The sequence below is a fragment of the Siphonobacter aquaeclarae genome (genome assembly GCF_900103285.1).
GTDB classification, from domain to species: Bacteria; Bacteroidota; Bacteroidia; order Cytophagales; family Spirosomataceae; genus Siphonobacter; species Siphonobacter aquaeclarae.
In genome coordinates, this window is the sequence record NZ_FNGS01000008.1 from 191,247 (window position 1) to 206,622 (window position 15,376).

13 protein-coding genes are annotated in these 15,376 nt (G+C 55.6%); 8 read left to right on the top strand and 5 right to left on the bottom strand.

Annotated elements, in window-relative coordinates; translation table 11 throughout:
- The first annotated feature begins 3 nt into the window (after positions 1-3).
- Positions 4-1,089: a glycosyltransferase family protein gene (locus tag BLR09_RS20255; protein WP_093207296.1), complete on the top strand. Its 1,086-nt coding sequence runs from the start codon at positions 4-6 to the stop codon at positions 1,087-1,089.
- On the opposite strand, the gene BLR09_RS20260 is transcribed toward BLR09_RS20255, so the two are convergent.
- On the bottom strand, positions 1,086-1,979 hold the full coding sequence (locus BLR09_RS20260) for a polyphosphate kinase 2 family protein (RefSeq protein ID WP_093207298.1): 894 nt from the start codon (positions 1,977-1,979) through the stop codon (positions 1,086-1,088). The genes BLR09_RS20255 and BLR09_RS20260 overlap by 4 nt on opposite strands.
- An 85-nt stretch (positions 1,980-2,064) precedes the next feature.
- On the opposite strand from BLR09_RS20260, the gene msrA reads away from it, so the two are divergent.
- From msrA to BLR09_RS20280, 4 genes are all read left to right on the top strand, one after another.
- Complete coding sequence (msrA, locus tag BLR09_RS20265) at positions 2,065-2,736, top strand: peptide-methionine (S)-S-oxide reductase MsrA (protein WP_218126699.1); 672 nt, start codon at positions 2,065-2,067, stop codon at positions 2,734-2,736.
- Between the two features lie 128 nt (positions 2,737-2,864).
- Positions 2,865-3,683 (top strand): 3-methyl-2-oxobutanoate hydroxymethyltransferase, encoded by an 819-nt coding sequence (gene panB / locus BLR09_RS20270; protein WP_093207303.1) that lies wholly within the window; start codon positions 2,865-2,867, stop codon positions 3,681-3,683.
- On the top strand, positions 3,683-3,895 hold the full coding sequence (locus BLR09_RS20275; RefSeq protein ID WP_093207306.1) for a DUF2905 family protein: 213 nt from the start codon (positions 3,683-3,685) through the stop codon (positions 3,893-3,895). The genes panB and BLR09_RS20275 overlap by 1 nt, the downstream gene beginning before the upstream one ends.
- An 89-nt stretch (positions 3,896-3,984) precedes the next feature.
- Positions 3,985-4,386: a Dabb family protein gene (locus BLR09_RS20280; RefSeq protein WP_093207309.1), complete on the top strand. Its 402-nt coding sequence runs from the start codon at positions 3,985-3,987 to the stop codon at positions 4,384-4,386.
- Positions 4,387-4,425: 39 nt separating this feature from the next.
- Here the strand turns inward: BLR09_RS20280 and BLR09_RS20285 are convergent, their stop codons facing one another.
- Positions 4,426-6,732 (bottom strand): TonB-dependent receptor, encoded by a 2,307-nt coding sequence (locus BLR09_RS20285; protein WP_245689968.1) that lies wholly within the window; start codon positions 6,730-6,732, stop codon positions 4,426-4,428.
- 148 nt (positions 6,733-6,880) lie between these two features.
- Here BLR09_RS20285 and BLR09_RS20290 point away from each other — a divergent pair, with 148 nt between their 5' ends.
- From BLR09_RS20290 to BLR09_RS20300, 3 genes are all read left to right on the top strand, one after another.
- Complete coding sequence (locus BLR09_RS20290) at positions 6,881-7,393, top strand: RNA polymerase sigma factor (RefSeq protein ID WP_093207314.1); 513 nt, start codon at positions 6,881-6,883, stop codon at positions 7,391-7,393.
- A gap of 194 nt (positions 7,394-7,587) precedes the next feature.
- On the top strand, positions 7,588-9,063 hold the full coding sequence (locus BLR09_RS20295) for a phytoene desaturase family protein (RefSeq protein ID WP_245689969.1): 1,476 nt from the start codon (positions 7,588-7,590) through the stop codon (positions 9,061-9,063).
- A gap of 7 nt (positions 9,064-9,070) precedes the next feature.
- On the top strand, positions 9,071-9,904 hold the full coding sequence (locus BLR09_RS20300) for a phytoene/squalene synthase family protein (RefSeq protein ID WP_093207319.1): 834 nt from the start codon (positions 9,071-9,073) through the stop codon (positions 9,902-9,904).
- Positions 9,905-9,906: 2 nt separating this feature from the next.
- On the opposite strand, the gene BLR09_RS20305 is transcribed toward BLR09_RS20300, so the two are convergent.
- From BLR09_RS20305 to BLR09_RS20315, 3 genes are all read right to left on the bottom strand, one after another.
- Positions 9,907-11,877, bottom strand: coding sequence for an FAD-dependent oxidoreductase (locus BLR09_RS20305; protein WP_093207322.1), 1,971 nt, complete (start codon positions 11,875-11,877; stop codon positions 9,907-9,909).
- 18 nt (positions 11,878-11,895) lie between these two features.
- Complete coding sequence (locus BLR09_RS20310) at positions 11,896-13,632, bottom strand: FAD-dependent oxidoreductase (protein ID WP_093207324.1); 1,737 nt, start codon at positions 13,630-13,632, stop codon at positions 11,896-11,898.
- A gap of 73 nt (positions 13,633-13,705) precedes the next feature.
- Positions 13,706-15,367 (bottom strand): RagB/SusD family nutrient uptake outer membrane protein, encoded by a 1,662-nt coding sequence (locus BLR09_RS20315; protein ID WP_093207328.1) that lies wholly within the window; start codon positions 15,365-15,367, stop codon positions 13,706-13,708.
- Between the last annotated feature and the right edge of the window lie 9 nt (positions 15,368-15,376).

Here is a 15,376-nt window from a genome sequence, read left to right on the forward strand (position 1 = left end):
TGTATGCGGATATTCTTTTTTATTCAGGGGGAAGGACGCGGCCACCAGACGCAGGCCATTGCCCTGCATGATATCCTCGTGCGGGCAGGCCACGAAGTCACCGGAGCCATCGTTGGCACGACACCCGGCCGGGGCGTACCGGCGATGCTCAGCCGCCATTTCCGCTTTCCGCTGACGGCCCTGCCCAGTCCGGCCCTGCAATACAGCCACCGGGATAAGGGGCTGGCCGTTTCGAAGACGTTTTTCCGGAATGCCCGCTTTATCCCCCGGTTCTGGAGTCAGGGGGCCGAGGCCGACCGCATCATTGCCGAACACCGGCCCGATCTCATCATTAACTTTTACGAAATGCTCTGCGGCATCTGGCAGTGGCGCTATCGGAGACCTGTTCCTGTTCTTTCCGTCGCGCATCAGTTTCTGCTTGAGCATCATGCCTTTTCCATCCGGCATACGACCGGTCATTTTCACCGGATGGCGCTCGACAATGTATCGCGTCTTGCTTCGGTCGGAACGACGCTTCGCCTCGCGCTGTCGTTTTACGAGCTTCCGGACGACGGTACCATTCGTGTTGTTCCGCCGCTGCTGCGTCCGGAACTGAAAGACCTTGCTGTCTGTGACGAAGGTTTCCTGCTTGCCTACATGACCCATTACAAACTCGGCGGCGATCTGGAAAACTGGTGCCGGCGCCATCCTGATGTACGGGTAGAGGCGTTCTGGGATCACCCCGGTCACCGGAATCAATATCGCCCGCTGTCCAATCTTGTGTTTCACCCCGTCGACGCGACGGCCTTTCTCGACGCCATGCGCCGCTGCCGGGGCCTGGTGAGTACCTCCGGTTTCGAGTCGATCTCCGAGGCTATGTATCTCGGTAAGCCGGTCATGCTCTTTCCGACGCCCCGCCATTTCGAGCAGGAAGTAAATGCGCTCGACGCCGTCCACGCCGGCGCGGGTATCCGGGCAGAATCGTTCGAGGATCTGGATCTTTTCCTCGACTACCTGCCACGCTATAAATCCGTCCGGGAACAGTTCCGGAAATGGTACAATCAGGGCGAAGCACGTTGGCTGAAGCTGATCGCGGAAGTGACCCGTTAGTCTTTGTCCTGCTCCTGAATCGTGGAAATGAGCTTTTTCAGCGCCTCCTGACGTTTGGCGTCGGATTCGGGAAAATGCATGTCAAACGTCCTTAGTTTTTCAAGGATGAGATGGCTGACAATGAGCCGCATGTTTTTCTTATCGTCCGCCGGAATGACGTGCCAGGGAGAGTGATCGGTAGACGTTTCCCGGATCATTTCTTCATACGCTTTCATGTAGTCGTTCCAGTAGGCGCGCTCCTGTACGTCGGCTTCTTCAAATTTCCAGTTTTTGGAAGGGTCCTCGATGCGTTCGATCAGGCGTTTACCCTGTTCTTTTTTAGAGACGTTGAGGAAGAATTTCATGACCGCAATCCCGTTCCGGTGCAGGTATTTCTCCAGTGCGTTAATGTCTTTGTAGCGGTGTTTCCAGACTTTGTCGAGATCCTTGGTATAGGCTTCCGGAATCCGTTGTCCCTTTGTCAGAATTTCGGGATGGACTTTGACGACCAGCACTTCCTCGTAATAACTCCGGTTGAAAATGGCGATTGAACCGCGTTCGGGGAGCTGGACGGTCGTCCGCCACAAAAAATCATGTTCCAGTTCCTGCTCGGTCGGCCGCTTGAAATTGTGAATGCGGATGCCGAACGGATTGACGCCGCTCATGACGTGCTTGATCGTTCCGTCTTTCCCGGCGGCATCCATCGCCTGAAAAATAAGCAGCAGCCCGTACCGGTTGTGGGCATACATGGTGGTTTGCAGCTCGTCGATTTCCTGGCGGAATTCCTCCAGAAGGCTTTCGTAGGCTTCTTTCGACTCGTACAGGTCCTTGACCTGGGTCGGGAGCTCCGAAAGGTTGACTTTTTCTTCTCCCGTGAAGCGGAAGGATTCTGAATTAAGTTTAATTTTCATGTTCTGTCAGGTTGCCGGTGAGAAGGATGGGGGGGGAAACGGCGCCGGACAAACTATCCGGGCTTTTTTAGGGTTATCCATGCAAATGAAAGCGATTTTTCGAACTCTCAAACTGAGTCTCCTGTCGGCTGCGACGCTCTTCGCTTGCCAATCGCCCGCGCAGGAGCAGAAGAAAGCTATGAATCAGCCATTGCCCAAAACATCCGTGCAGGTTCCGGCAGGTCTCGAAGTGGCCACTTTCGGGTCCGGATGTTTCTGGTGCACCGAAGCCGTTTTTCAGCGGCTGGAAGGTGTCGTGAAAGTCGAATCGGGGTATTCCGGCGGTTTCGTCGCCAACCCGACGTACAAGCAGGTATGCACCGGTCAGACCGGCCACGCCGAAGTCACGAACATCACCTACGATCCGAAGAAAATCAGTTTTGCCGACTTGCTCGCCGTTTTCTGGCGTACGCACGACCCGACCACCCTCAACCGGCAGGGAAACGACGTAGGTCCGCAGTACCGTTCCGCGGTTTTTTACCACAACGCGCAGCAGAAAGAGGAAGCCGAACACTGGAAGCAGGAAGTAGACAAGGCGCATATCTACCCCGATCCGCTGGTGACGGAGATTACGGCCTTTACCAATTTCTACAAGGCGGAGGACTACCATCAGAATTACTTCAACGAAAACGGAAGTCAGCCGTATTGCCAGTTTGTGGTTCGCCCGAAGGTCGAAAAATTTGAAAAGGTCTTCAAGGACAAGCTGAAAGCTCACTAACCGGGAGCCTGCCCCATCCGGCAGGCTTCTTTTCTTTTACGGCGGGGTATCGGCAGAACAAAAAGCTGCCTTACCTTCGTCTTCCCGCCCGTCTGAGGGCTTGCATACATCCTATTTACGACCGGTATATGTCTGTACACAATCCTGATATCAAGCGCGTTACGACCCATACCCTTCAGGAACTGAAGTCCAAAAAGGAAAAAATCAGTTGCCTGACGGCCTACGACTATTCGATGGCCAAGCTCATCGATGCAGCCGGCATAGAGGTCATCCTCGTCGGCGATTCGGCCTCGAACGTCATGGCAGGGCACGAGACGACCCTCCCGATTACCCTCGATCAGATGATCTACCATGCCCAGTCGGTCGTTCGGGCGGTAAAGCGGGCGCTGGTAGTTGTTGACCTGCCTTTCGGCTCTTACCAGGGAAGTTCGGAAGAGGCGCTGCGTTCTGCCGTCCGGATCATGAAAGAGTCCGGCGCGCATGCCGTCAAAATGGAAGGCGGAGAGGAAATCCGGAAGTCCATTTCCCGCGTGCTGAGTGCCGGCATCCCGGTGATGGGGCACCTGGGGCTTACGCCGCAGTCGATTTACAAATTCGGCACCTATGCCGTCCGGGCCAAGGAAGAAGCCGAAGCGCAGAAGCTGAAAGATGACGCCTCATTGCTCGACGAGCTGGGCTGTTTCGCCTATGTCCTGGAGAAAATTCCTTCTACGCTGGCGAAGGAAGTAACCGAGTCGGTCAATATTCCCAGCATCGGTATCGGCGCAGGTCCGCATTGCGACGGGCAGATTCTGGTCATGCACGACATGCTGGGAATCAACAAGGAATTCAAACCGCGCTTTCTGCGGCGGTATGCCGATATCGGCGATGTGATTCTCGGTGCGGTATCGAAATACGTGGACGATGTCAAAACGTCCGACTTCCCGTCCGAAAACGAAGCGTATTGATGGGAAAGGGATTGATGATTGCCGGAGGGCTATTGTTTGCGGCCGGACTGCTGCTCTGGATTTTCCAGGACCGTATGCCGTTGTTGGGCCGTTTGCCAGGCGACATCCACTTCCGGAGCGGTAAGACCGAGGTCTATTTTCCGGTTGTGACATGCCTCGTTGTTACGGTAGTCCTCAATCTCCTTATCTGGCTGATCCGCAGATGGTTTTAGTATCAACCTTTGTTAAAAAACTATTATTTCGGGAGAAAAAAGGCTGCTATTTTCGAATCGATATTTTTCGATCTGTCCGATAGATTCACATGGAAAACTCTTCCCGCCGGAAATTTCTCCGGAACTCGGCCCTGGCGGCTGCGGTCCCCGCGGCAGTGATGCCGGAAGCGGCTCCGAAGGAGCTCTTTGTTCACCACGTTTATTTCTACCTGAAAAACCCCGGAAGCGAAGCAGACAAAGCCAAACTGCTCGAAGGGTTGCACAAACTGAAAAAGGTACCGACGATCCGTTTTGTACACATCGGGTCTCCCGCGACGACCAACCGGAGCGTCATCGAAAAGGGTTATGCGGTGTCCTGGCTGTGTTTCTTCGACAATCTCGAGGAAGAAGAAGTCTACCAGAAGCACCCGATTCACCTGAAATTTGTGGAAGAATATTCCCACCTCTGGGAAAAAGTAATCGTCTACGATTCCGTCGGTCCGAAAATCTGATCAACAGAAAACTGTAGACAGAAAACCGTAAACGATTTTCTAAAAAGAATACCTCACTCTCCCTCCGATGTTCCTTCCCTGGTCGTCGGCATAGTACCGGAAACGATTGAGGTAATCGCGGTAAACGGTATCAAAGAGATTCGAAACCTGGACGCTGACGTCCAGGTTTTGTTTTTTTCCGGGGATACGTCCACCGGCAGATACATTCCAGAGCCAGTAGGCAGCGGGCGGCGGGGCAAAGTCGCCGCCTTCCGGCGCACGGGTTTGCCGGGCGACGTACTGATGACCTGCTTGTAGAAATACCTTGTCAAACCAGCCCATGCGCTGCTGCTTTTCCCAGCGGAGTGAGTTGCTGAACCGGTCCGGTGGTATCTGGACGAGCCGGGCGTCGTTCCGGACATCCTTTGCACGGACGATGGCATACGTACCTCTCCAGCTCAGTTGCGGCGTGATAACCCACCCCGCAGAGAAATCAATTCCCTGAAACACAGCATCTACCTGGGTGTATTTGAAGTAGGGGAAGGCCCCGCGTACCGTCAGAATCGGCTCCGCCTGCGGTTTGAGATAGATGAAGTTCTGAATATAGTTCCGGTACAGAGATAGCTCTGCTGAGAAGCGCTTCGCCGTGTATTGTGTCGTCAGATCCAGGTTATAGGCCGTTTCGGGACGGAGGGAAGCGTCGCCTTCTTCATAGGCGGCTGCGCCGTGGTGTACACCTTCGCTATATAATTCGTTGACATTGGGCGGTCGCCAGGCCATACCCGGGTTCAGGCGGATCGTCCAGTTTTCGCCGATGCGGCGCACTACGCCCAGCGTTCCGGATACATTTCCGAAACGAAGGTACTGATAGGTCCGCACCCCGCGGGACGGAAACAGGGTAATGCGCTGGTACCGGTAGTCGTACCGGATTCCCGCTTCGACATCCCAGTCTCTGGATGTATATTTTTCAATCCAGAAAAACCCTGCCGAAGCCTGCCGGAAATTCGGGATGAGCGGCCGGCCATATACCAGATTGCGCTGGTACTGCCCTGATATTCCGGCAGATCCGGAAATACGACCGGTATGTTCCCAGACCAGATCGCCGGAGTAGGTACTCAGTTCAAAATTGAGCTCGGGCCGGTTGAGGGAGGCGAGACTGTCGTTCCGGGGCCGGTGAAGGTCGTATTCCGCGCGGTTATTCTGCTGCCGGGCAAGGGTGAGGGTCCAGAGCCCCTTGCGGCGGTAGCTGATTTTGACTTTTTGCAAACCGTGCGAAACGTCCTGGTAGGGTCGCCCGATGGCATAGCTGAATCCGCTTTTTACAAAAGGCTCTCCGTTTTTGAGAATGGCTTCGAGGTCGGTCAGACTGCCGATATGCGAGCCGGAAAAGATGCCGATTTCGGTATTAAACTGACTGGCAAAGAGTTCTGCCGCCCATGCTCCGCGCCGGTACCCGGCGGCCAGAGAGAAATTCCGCTCGGATATGCCGGTATTATCCAGAAAGTACCCCGGCGTCCGGATGTTTCCACCCCGCTTGAGGGTACCCTGTACCCGCCAGCTGAAGCCGGGCAGGGGGCGCAGGCCACCCTGTAGCTGCAACGAAGAAATACCCTGGCGGCCGTTGGAAAAACCGGCGAGGTTGAGCTCTCCATGCAGGTCGGGTTGATTGGGAAGGGCTTCCGGTTCGACCAGCACAACGCCCGCAATCGCGTCCGGGCCATACCGCACGCCGGCGGCGCCTTTCACGACTGTGAGCCGGGTTGCCACAAACGGATCGATTTCAGGCGCGTGCTCGCTGCCCCATTGCTGTCCTTCCTGCCGGATACCGTTGTTGAGAATCAGCACGCGGTTGGAGTGCATGCCGTGAATAACCGGTTTACCGATGCTGCTGCCGGTCTGGAGTGTTGTGACGCCGGTGACAGCTTTCAGCGCGTCAGCGAGCGAGCGGGTCTGATCGAGGTCTTCGCCGGTCAGCGTAGTGCGGGGCAGCGTGGAGGCTTCCTCCTTTTTGGCCGTAACCACGACGTCCTGTAAGTGAATATCTTCTTCCGACAGATGTAAATCCTGCTCCAGCTCGGCGTGCGCCAGGTTAACAGACAGCGTATCAGCCTGATAACCAACCAGACGGCACGTCAGGGTATGGTTTCCCTGGCAGAGATTCCGGATCTCGTAACGCCCGTTGGCGCCGGTGACAGCGTGCCGGCCGGCTTCCTTCAAAACAATTTCCGCGCCGGCTACCGGTTTCCCCGTTTGCCGGTCGTTGACCTGCCCCCGCAGCGTGCAGGTACACGATTGCCCGTTGGCCGACAGCGCCAGCAGACTCCCTGCGATCATGCTGAAAAACCAGCGCATCCTCTTGCCATTCATGTGGCGGCAAAGATACGGTGTTTTTGCAATGACGTTGCAAAAGAACTTTTCTTCTGAGAATATGTGGATTATTTTCTACAAAAACTCTGGCCCGCTTTTTTGACACGGCTGGGTGTTGTAAACAGGAATTTGCCTAACGTCCCCACTTATGACCGCGATCGAATTTTCACATCAGGTAAGCCACTTGTCCAAATCACTGAGACCTTATGCTCTTCGTCTGACGAAGGACGCTGAAGATGCCAACGATCTTCTGCAGGATACCTTGCTGAAGGCGTTTACCAACCGGGACAAGTACGCAGAAGGCACGAATATCAAAGCCTGGATGTATACAATCATGAAGAATACCTTCATCACCAACTACCAGCGGCTGGTGCGGAAAAACACATTTATCGATACCTCAGACGATCTTTATTATATCAATTCGACGGATTCTTCGACCGATAACCTGGCCTTATCCGGCTTCGTAAACGAGGATATCCGGAAGGCGCTCGTCGTACTGGATGAGTCATTCAAAGTACCTTTTCTGATGTATTTCGAAGGATTCAAATACCATGAAATTGCCGACGTCCTGCAAATACCCATCGGAACCGTCAAAAACCGCATCCACCTTGCCCGGAAGGAGCTGAAGAGCCGCCTTCACGTGTACGAGTACGCAGCCTGAACCGTAAAAGCCTGAATATATCCCGCTCCGGTACGTCCGGGCGGGATTTTTGCGTGTCAGATAGTGATTTATGTTACTGATAATCAAATGATTATTGGTAGCTAGGTAGCTTCCTGATCTGATCGCTATTTATTGGTATACGGGAAAACAATAACAGGTGTCGTAAGTTTAGGGGATAGATGACTACTAATCGCATGGAAGTAATCGTAATCGGCGCCGGTTTTGCCGGGCTGGCCGCCGCCACGGCGCTTGCCGATGCCGGCTACCGGGTTACGATCCTCGAAAAAAACGACACGCCGGGCGGTCGCGCACGGGTGTTCGATGCCGATGGTTTCCGTTTTGATATGGGGCCAAGCTGGTACTGGATGCCGGATGTGTTCGAACAGTACTTCGCCCGCTTTGGGAAAAAGCCTTCGGATTATTACGAACTGGTACGGCTCGATCCTTCGTATCAGGTCATTTTCGGGCCGGATGAGTCACTGGCGTTGCCGGCGGGGACAGATGCCGTCCGCCAACTGTTCGAGGCCGTTGAGCCCGGATCCGGTCCGCGCTTCGATGCCTTTCTGAAGCAGGCAGCCTATAAGTACGATGTCGGGATGAACCGGTTTGTCTGGAAACCGAGCCGCAGCCTGTCGGAGTTTCTGGACGTGAAACTCCTCGCCGATGCCGCGCGCCTGGATGTCGTTCAGTCGTTCCACTCTCATATTCGCAAGTATTTCCGCAACGAGCGTATTCTCCAGCTGATGGAGTTTCCGGTGCTGTTTCTGGGGGCTATTCCGAAAAATACACCGGCCATGTACAGCTTGATGAACTATGCCGAAATCGCCCTCGGGACCTGGTACCCGATGGGTGGAATGCATGAAATTGTCCGGGGTATGGTCGCGCTTGCGGAAGAAAAAGGCGTCCGTATCCGGTTGGGAGAAGAGGTTCTGGGAGTGGAAACGGACGAACGCCGCCTGATCCGGCGGGTTTCGACCAAAACAGCTCTGTATGAGGTAGATGTGGTCGTGGCGGGAGCGGATTACCACCACGTGGAAGACCGGCTGCTGCACCCCGACCACCGCAATTACCCGGAATCGTATTGGGAAACGCGTACCCTGGCGCCGTCGTCCCTGTTGTATTACATCGGGGTCAACCGGCGGGTGGATCGTCTTCTCCACCACAACCTGTTTTTTGACGAAGATTTCGGGAAGCATTCCCACGAAATTTATACCGATCCCCGGTGGCCGGAAAAGCCCTTGTTTTATGTCTCGGCGCCGTCTAAAACAGATCCGTCGGTAGCGCCGGAAGGTTGCGAAAACCTGTTTATATTGATTCCGGTCGCGCCGGGTCTTGCCGATGATACGGCAGAACGGCGGGAGCATTATTTCCAGCTGGTAATGGACCGGCTCGAAAAGTATGTAGGTCATCCGATTCGTCCACATATCGTGTACAAACGGACCTATGCCCATTCGGATTTCATTTACGATTACCATGCCTACAAAGGCAATGCCTATGGCCTGGCCAATACGCTCCGGCAAACCGCCCTGCTGAAGCCTTCCCTGAAAAACCGGCACGTCCGCAACCTGTTTTACACCGGGCAGCTGACGGTTCCCGGTCCCGGAGTGCCGCCCTCCCTGATTTCCGGCCTGGTCGTGGCCGACGAAGTCAGGAAAGAATTTGCCCCCTGAACGCCGCATGAAAACCGATCTGGAGTTATACGAGCAGACTACCCTGGAATGCAGCCGGCTGATTACCCGCCGGTACAGCACGTCGTTTACCCTGGGTATCCGGACGCTCGACCGCCGGTTTCACTGGGCGATTTATGCGATCTACGGGTTTGTCCGCTATGCCGATGAGATTGTGGATACCTTTCACGGGTACGATAAAAAAACGCTCTTCACCCGATTCCGGGCTGATACGTATCAGGCGCTGAGAGAAGGAATCAGCCTCAATCCTGTGTTACATGCTTATCAGAAAACGGTTCATACCTATGGGATCAGCGATGAGCTGACGGAAGCCTTTTTCCGGTCGATGGAAATGGACCTCGACCAGACCCACTACTCCGAAGAAGGCTACGAAACCTATATCTACGGCTCTGCGGAAGTAGTCGGGCTGATGTGCCTGTGTGTCTTTTGCGAAGGAGACCGGGCGATGTACGATCGCCTGAGCGCGCCGGCGCGCCGGCTGGGCGCTGCCTTTCAGAAAGTCAATTTCCTGCGGGACGTCCGGTCGGATTTTCTCGATCGCGGACGGACCTACTTCCCCGGCGTCGATTTCAACCAGTTTTCGGGAGAAGACAAGCGCCGCATCGAAGCCGACATTCAGTCGGATTTCGACGCGGCGCTTGCCGGTATTCGCCAGCTCCCCCGCGGCGCGCGGGCAGGAGTATACCTGGCGTATTGTTACTACCTACGGCTGTTTGCCCGGATCCGGTCGCTGCCGGTCAGCCGTATCCGCGAAGAACGGGTCCGGGTGCCGGATATTCAGAAGCTCTTTCTGCTCGCCAGAACCTGGCTGCGACCGATCTGACGCTATTTGCGGACAGTCAGTTGCACGGCGTCGGCGACGACCGTACCGTCTGCATTTTTTCCCGAAATCTCCACATATCCTCCCGGTGAAAACGTGTAGTCACCGATTTTTACCCAGGCGCCGGAGGTCTGCCCTTCAACGATCAGGCTTTCCTTATTCAGAACCACCGGATGTGCTTTTTTGCCATCAAAAATGGTCATTTCGGTGCGGGAACTGGCGTCTGTCCGGCGGGGAAAATAGGCATACACCGTATAGGGTTTGGTTGCTTTGACGGCCGGTGTGAAGCGGACCGCGCCCTGCGGATCATTACCGCTCAGCAGCGAATGGCCATATGCGCCGGAGCCTTTGCCTTCTTTTTTCCAGTTTCCGGTGACGGTTACCTGACCTTCCTGCGCGTCGTCGACCACCAGGTCCGGAGCGGAGCCGTTTAGCAGGGGATTTTTGTCGAGCAGGGCCTTGACTTCCTGCCCGCGGATTTGCTGCACGGTCTGCTTTTTGTCGATCGCGAGGCTTGCGGCGACCGACGCCGATTGGGCGAGTACCATAAACACCGGCTCCATCCGGATCGAACCATAGGCAATGTGGCTGGCCGACATACATACCGGCACCAGCAGGTTACCGCATTCGGTTGCTTTCGGAATCAGGGAACGGTAGCTGATCGGGTACGGCGGGAAACCGCCTACTTCGACGTTGCCTTCGTTTTTCACCATTTTAACCCCGTCTTTTTCAATCACCAGGCGCTGGCAGTTGTGGGAGTCCATGGTATAGGCTGCCAGTCCGACGCCGTCTTCCACCACTTCCTTGCCCTGGCAGTTGGCCTGGGTCATGACGTAGTCGCCGACCAGCCGCCGGGCTTCCCGGACATACAGCTGGGGCGACCAGCCGCCGTTATCCGTATACTCGTCCTTCGGATACCCCCATTGCAGCATCTGGTTGCGGATTTCTTCCGGTACGCGCGGGTCGTGACCGACGAAGTACAGCAGCCCCTTCGTATAGCTTTCGTGCTGGCGGATGATTTCCGCACGTTTTTCGTACGACGCTTCAGGATAGTCGTAGTTGGCGCCGATCATGTCAGTCGAAAACCCGTTGCGGTTGTTGATATCCGTTTTATCGTTCGGCATGAGGCTCCAGATAAATCCGTCCTGGAGGGTCTTCCAGGGCTTCTTTTCCATGATACGGAGGACGAGCTCATACCGGGCCGGGTCATAGTCGGCGGGTTTGGTGATAGGGATCTGGTTGGTGGGGTTTTTCGAGAGACAGATGCGGTAGTTGTAGGCCTGTACCTTTTTGTCGCCCGCGCCGGTTGGCGCCAGGTTATCCGTGCCGATGCCCCACACCAGGCCGCTTTCGGGCTTGCCCGGCGTGCGGTACGGATCGATGCCGTCCGGAAGCTGGTGCCCGTGCATGAGCTGAACGCCGTTGTAGGTTTCGTTGTACTGGCTGTTGGCTTCCCGTCCAACGGTATAAGAAACACCCGCTTTCGCCATCAGATCTCCTTCGTACGAACAATCGATAAACATCGCCGCACGGATCGTCTGCGTTTTACCGCCGGCGGTTTCCAGCGTGATTTCCTTCAGCGTCGTTTTATCTTTTTTGGCGGAACGGATACGTTGCTCGTAGAGAACAGGTACGTTGGCTTCTTTCAGATACGACTGGTATAGGTTTTCTGCGACATGCGGTTCAAAAATCCATTGCTCAAAATGACCGTAGTGCAGGCCCAGCCGTCGATAGAAATCCAGAGAAAGGCCCGAAATCGCATACTTGTTTCCGATATCGGTCAGGCCGAGGCCCCCGGTGGTCATCCCTCCGACGTGCTTGCCGGGTTCGACCAGAACGACAGACTTACCCATCCGTTTGGCGGCGACAGCTGCTATAACGCCTCCGGAAGTACCTCCGTAGACGCAGATATCGACCTGTTTCTGCGCATAGGCTGCCGACGAAAGCAGGAGCAGAAAAGCGAGTGTTTTTTTCATTGGTAAAGCGGTTGGTGTTTAGCGGGAGGCTTCGTTTTTCAGGGTTGCCAGCTGCCGGGCCGCAAAATCAGCGGCCTGAACATCCAGTCCCGGAGAATAAATAAGAATGGCTTTTTGTTTCAGCAGCTCCTGTTGCAGAGCCGGTACGGAGAGGTCATGAACCGATCTGGCGCCGGCAAGAGCGGCGGCTACGCCGGCTGCCTGGCCAAGCGCCATCCAGCAGGGTTCCATGCGGAGCGTCGAAAAGCCGATATGGGTAGCGGATGCCGGAACCGGAGCGAGCAGGTTCTCAATCGGCGAATCCGGAAGTATCACGCGGAACGGCACGGTATATACTTTCGATGGATAGGAAAGGAACCCGTCGAGGTGAATCTTGCCCGGCTCCCGCTTGCGCACGGCGTGCGAGTCAAGGGCGTAATGGCTGGCAGTAATGCTGTCGGCATGGACCGGCGGTCGCCCGCCCGCCTGCACCGGCAGTGCATCTTCGGCTTTGAAGAGGTATTTGCCTTTCATGCGGCGGCCTTCCCGGACGTAGAGCTGGCGCGGGAAATGGCCGTTGTCGGTATATTCGTCTGTCGCCCAGCCCCATTCCAGGCATTGCTTCCGAAACCATTCGGGCAGCTCCGGATCGTTCTGAGCGAAGTAAAAGAGGCCTTCGGTATACTCCCGGAGGCGTTTGGCAAACTTGTCACGCCAATCCCAGCCCGAGGTCGGGTAGGGCCAGTTTTCTTCCGGAAGGTCGGTCGACAGAAACGCCAGGTGCTGGTTATTCGCGTCGGTTTTGCCGTTCGGTAGTTTGACCATATTGGTCAGCCGTGCGATACCCACCGGCATACCGGGTACTACCGGCGGCTGGCCGGCGGCAACCCGTTTCTTGTTTTCGTCCCGCTGCGTATCGGTGAGCTTCAGGGCTTCGATACCCGTATGCCAGCCTGATTTTACATCGTCGATCAGGGAAATAAACTCTTCGCGGTTGTAGTTGGCCGGCTTGCGGATCGGTACCCGGATACCCGGATCGCTGGTGAGGCAAAGGCGGTAGTTGTAAGACTGAACGGCGTTGTCTTCGGCGAACGTCGAGCCGGGGCCTTCCTTTCCACCCCAGTATTTGTACACCCGGCCGGCGCCGGGCTCGTTGTAGCGGTCTTTCCCTTCCCGCCCAAGGAAGAAGGGTACGCCTGCCGCCGCGATGAGGTCGCCTTCGTAGGTAGCATCAAGAAAGACATTTCCGCTGTAGGTTTCCGTCTGTCCGGTCGTACGGTTGAGTACCCGGATGCCGGTGATGCGCTTGCCGGAGATCGTGAGGTTTTCAGGTTCGAAATCAAACTGCCTCATTGTCAGTACCGTGATGCCGGGATGTTCCTTGAGTAGCTCCTGGAAAACGGCCGTCGCGACGTGCGGTTCGAAATGGTAGCCGTCCGAGCAGTCTTTTACCTGCTGGGAATTTTCGCCGTATTGCTTGACGTAATGGGCCTTGATCCGTTGAACAAACTCCGCAAACAGCCCACCCGTAGCGCCCCGCGTCGCGATGTCGGTAGCGCCCAGTCCGTTGGCCGGCAATCCGCCGATATAAGCTGTCCGTTCCAGAATAAGGGATTTCTTCCCAAGCCGGGCGGCCGCAACACCGGCCATGATGCCGGCGGGCGTTCCGCCGACAATAATGAGATCATAGGAAGCAGCGACTGAAAATGCCGGAAGAGAGACGGCCAGAGCGCCCATCCCGGACAATTTCAGAAAGTCACGACGGGGTAATGGCATAGAAAACAGGTTAGAGGTGAATCAGGAGCGGAGCATGGCGTGTAGCCCTCGTTCCGCTCCTGAAAGTTACGCGTCAATAGCCGTCGTTTTGTTTGAGGGCCTTATTAGTTACGGTTTCGATGTACGGAATGGGCCACAGATAGTCGCGTTTGGGATTGAAGATCCGTTGCTCTACCACCCGCAGGTCGCCTTTGTTCGGAACGGCTGAGTAGTCAGGCGTGCCGTTTTCGTCGATTACCGGAGCCGTAGCGGGGTATCCTTTCGGAACACGGCCGAGGAAATTTCCACTCATTACCTTCTCTGCGATCTTCCACCGGCGGATATCGAAGAGCCGGAAACCTTCGTTGGCCAGTTCGTACTTGCGCTCTTTCCGGACGGCGGAGCGGAGTTGGGCCTGCGTCAGGCCCGTTGCCAGCGCCGGCATATTCACCCGCTTCCGGACGGCGTTGATAGCATCGTATACGCTTTGGTCGATCTGATTGGCTTCGATTTTCGCTTCTGCATAAATGAGCAGTACCTCGGCGTAGCGGATCAGGATCACGTTGATTTCGGAGTTGCTGCGGTCGTCTTTATCCGTCATATCGGTGTACTTCCGCCAGCAGTAGCCGGTATAGGTCGCAAAGGCGTGAATAGCGTCCTGGTTGTCGATCCGGGTTGCCGGAGTAGTATTGTAATTCCAGCACTTCACGCTGTCCTTGTGCGTTTCGAACTGATAATTGAAATAGACGGAGCCCGGTACCGCCAGCGACATATCCAGCCGCGGATCGCGGTTTTTGAACGGCTGTTTGGGGTTGTAAAGCGGTGATTTATCGATCGATAGTCCGTCGGTACATTCGTAGGAATCGACGAGCGTCTGCCCGGGTACTTTATTGGAAGCGCCCTGGGCATTGCGTGAGAGGTAGTTCTGCGGTGTCGCATGGGTGAGCGTGCCTTTCAGGTATTGGAGCGCCCAGATGATTTCGGGAGACGACTGACCTTTGTACGTAAACAGTTCCCCGAAATTGGTATGAAGGGAATAGGTCTTCGCGTCGATCAGTTGTTTGGCGGCGTTGGCGGCGACGTCCCATTTGCCGTTAAACAGCGCGGTGCGCGCCAGGGTCGCCAGGGCGGCGCCTTTGGTAGCCCGGCCGTTGTTCTTCGCATCGTAGCTGACCGGAAGTACCTTGACAGCCTCTTCCAGCTCCGTCTGCACGAAGGCCGCGCATTCTTCTTTGGTACTCTTCGGTACCTGTGCGTCCTCCAGGGCAAGTACCCCTTTGACCAGTGGCACCCCTCCGAAAAGTTCGATGAGATAATAGTAGGTATAGGCGCGGATGAAGCGGGTTTCCGCCTGATAACGGGCAAAGAGCGCCGCGTCCATCTTTCCGTCCATCTTCTGGATATTGGTCAGAATGAAGTTACAGCGGCCAATGATCTTGTAGGACTCGTTCCAGACCGACCGCACCCAGCCGTTGTTGCTGTCGTGAGCGCCCTTTCCGATTTGCTGGAGGGTACTGTTGTTCCGGTCCCAGGAAAGATCCGTGGCACAGTCGAGCAGGAGTGGAAACGGCATCCCGTCCGTCGGGTTAAAATTCATGCCTTTGTAGCAGCCGTTGACGGCCAGCTCCAGTTCGGCAGCATTTGAAAAATAGGATTGATCAGACGGCCCTTCCAGCGGGTACCGCTCAAGGTATTTTTCACAGCTGGTGAGCGTCAGGCAAACCAGTAAAAAGGCCAGGGTAAAATAAGTACGCATGACGTTGGT

Excerpts from the sequence above, each read along its gene's own strand:
- panB (WP_093207303.1), top strand. The coding sequence starts at position 2,865 with ATGTCTGTACACAATCCTGATATCAAGCGCGTTACGACCCATACCCTT.
- BLR09_RS20310 (WP_093207324.1), bottom strand. The coding sequence starts at position 13,632 with ATGCCATTACCCCGTCGTGACTTTCTGAAATTGTCCGGGATGGGCGCT.
- BLR09_RS20275 (WP_093207306.1), top strand. The coding sequence starts at position 3,683 with ATGGGAAAGGGATTGATGATTGCCGGAGGGCTATTGTTTGCGGCCGGA.
- msrA (WP_218126699.1), top strand. The coding sequence starts at position 2,065 with ATGAAAGCGATTTTTCGAACTCTCAAACTGAGTCTCCTGTCGGCTGCG.
- BLR09_RS20290 (WP_093207314.1), top strand. The coding sequence starts at position 6,881 with ATGACCGCGATCGAATTTTCACATCAGGTAAGCCACTTGTCCAAATCA.
- BLR09_RS20260 (WP_093207298.1), bottom strand. The coding sequence starts at position 1,979 with ATGAAAATTAAACTTAATTCAGAATCCTTCCGCTTCACGGGAGAAGAA.
- BLR09_RS20305 (WP_093207322.1), bottom strand. The coding sequence starts at position 11,877 with ATGAAAAAAACACTCGCTTTTCTGCTCCTGCTTTCGTCGGCAGCCTAT.
- BLR09_RS20295 (WP_245689969.1), top strand. The coding sequence starts at position 7,588 with ATGGAAGTAATCGTAATCGGCGCCGGTTTTGCCGGGCTGGCCGCCGCC.
- BLR09_RS20255 (WP_093207296.1), top strand. The coding sequence starts at position 4 with ATGCGGATATTCTTTTTTATTCAGGGGGAAGGACGCGGCCACCAGACG.
- BLR09_RS20300 (WP_093207319.1), top strand. The coding sequence starts at position 9,071 with ATGAAAACCGATCTGGAGTTATACGAGCAGACTACCCTGGAATGCAGC.
- BLR09_RS20280 (WP_093207309.1), top strand. The coding sequence starts at position 3,985 with ATGGAAAACTCTTCCCGCCGGAAATTTCTCCGGAACTCGGCCCTGGCG.
- BLR09_RS20315 (WP_093207328.1), bottom strand. The coding sequence starts at position 15,367 with ATGCGTACTTATTTTACCCTGGCCTTTTTACTGGTTTGCCTGACGCTC.
- BLR09_RS20285 (WP_245689968.1), bottom strand. The coding sequence starts at position 6,732 with ATGAATGGCAAGAGGATGCGCTGGTTTTTCAGCATGATCGCAGGGAGT.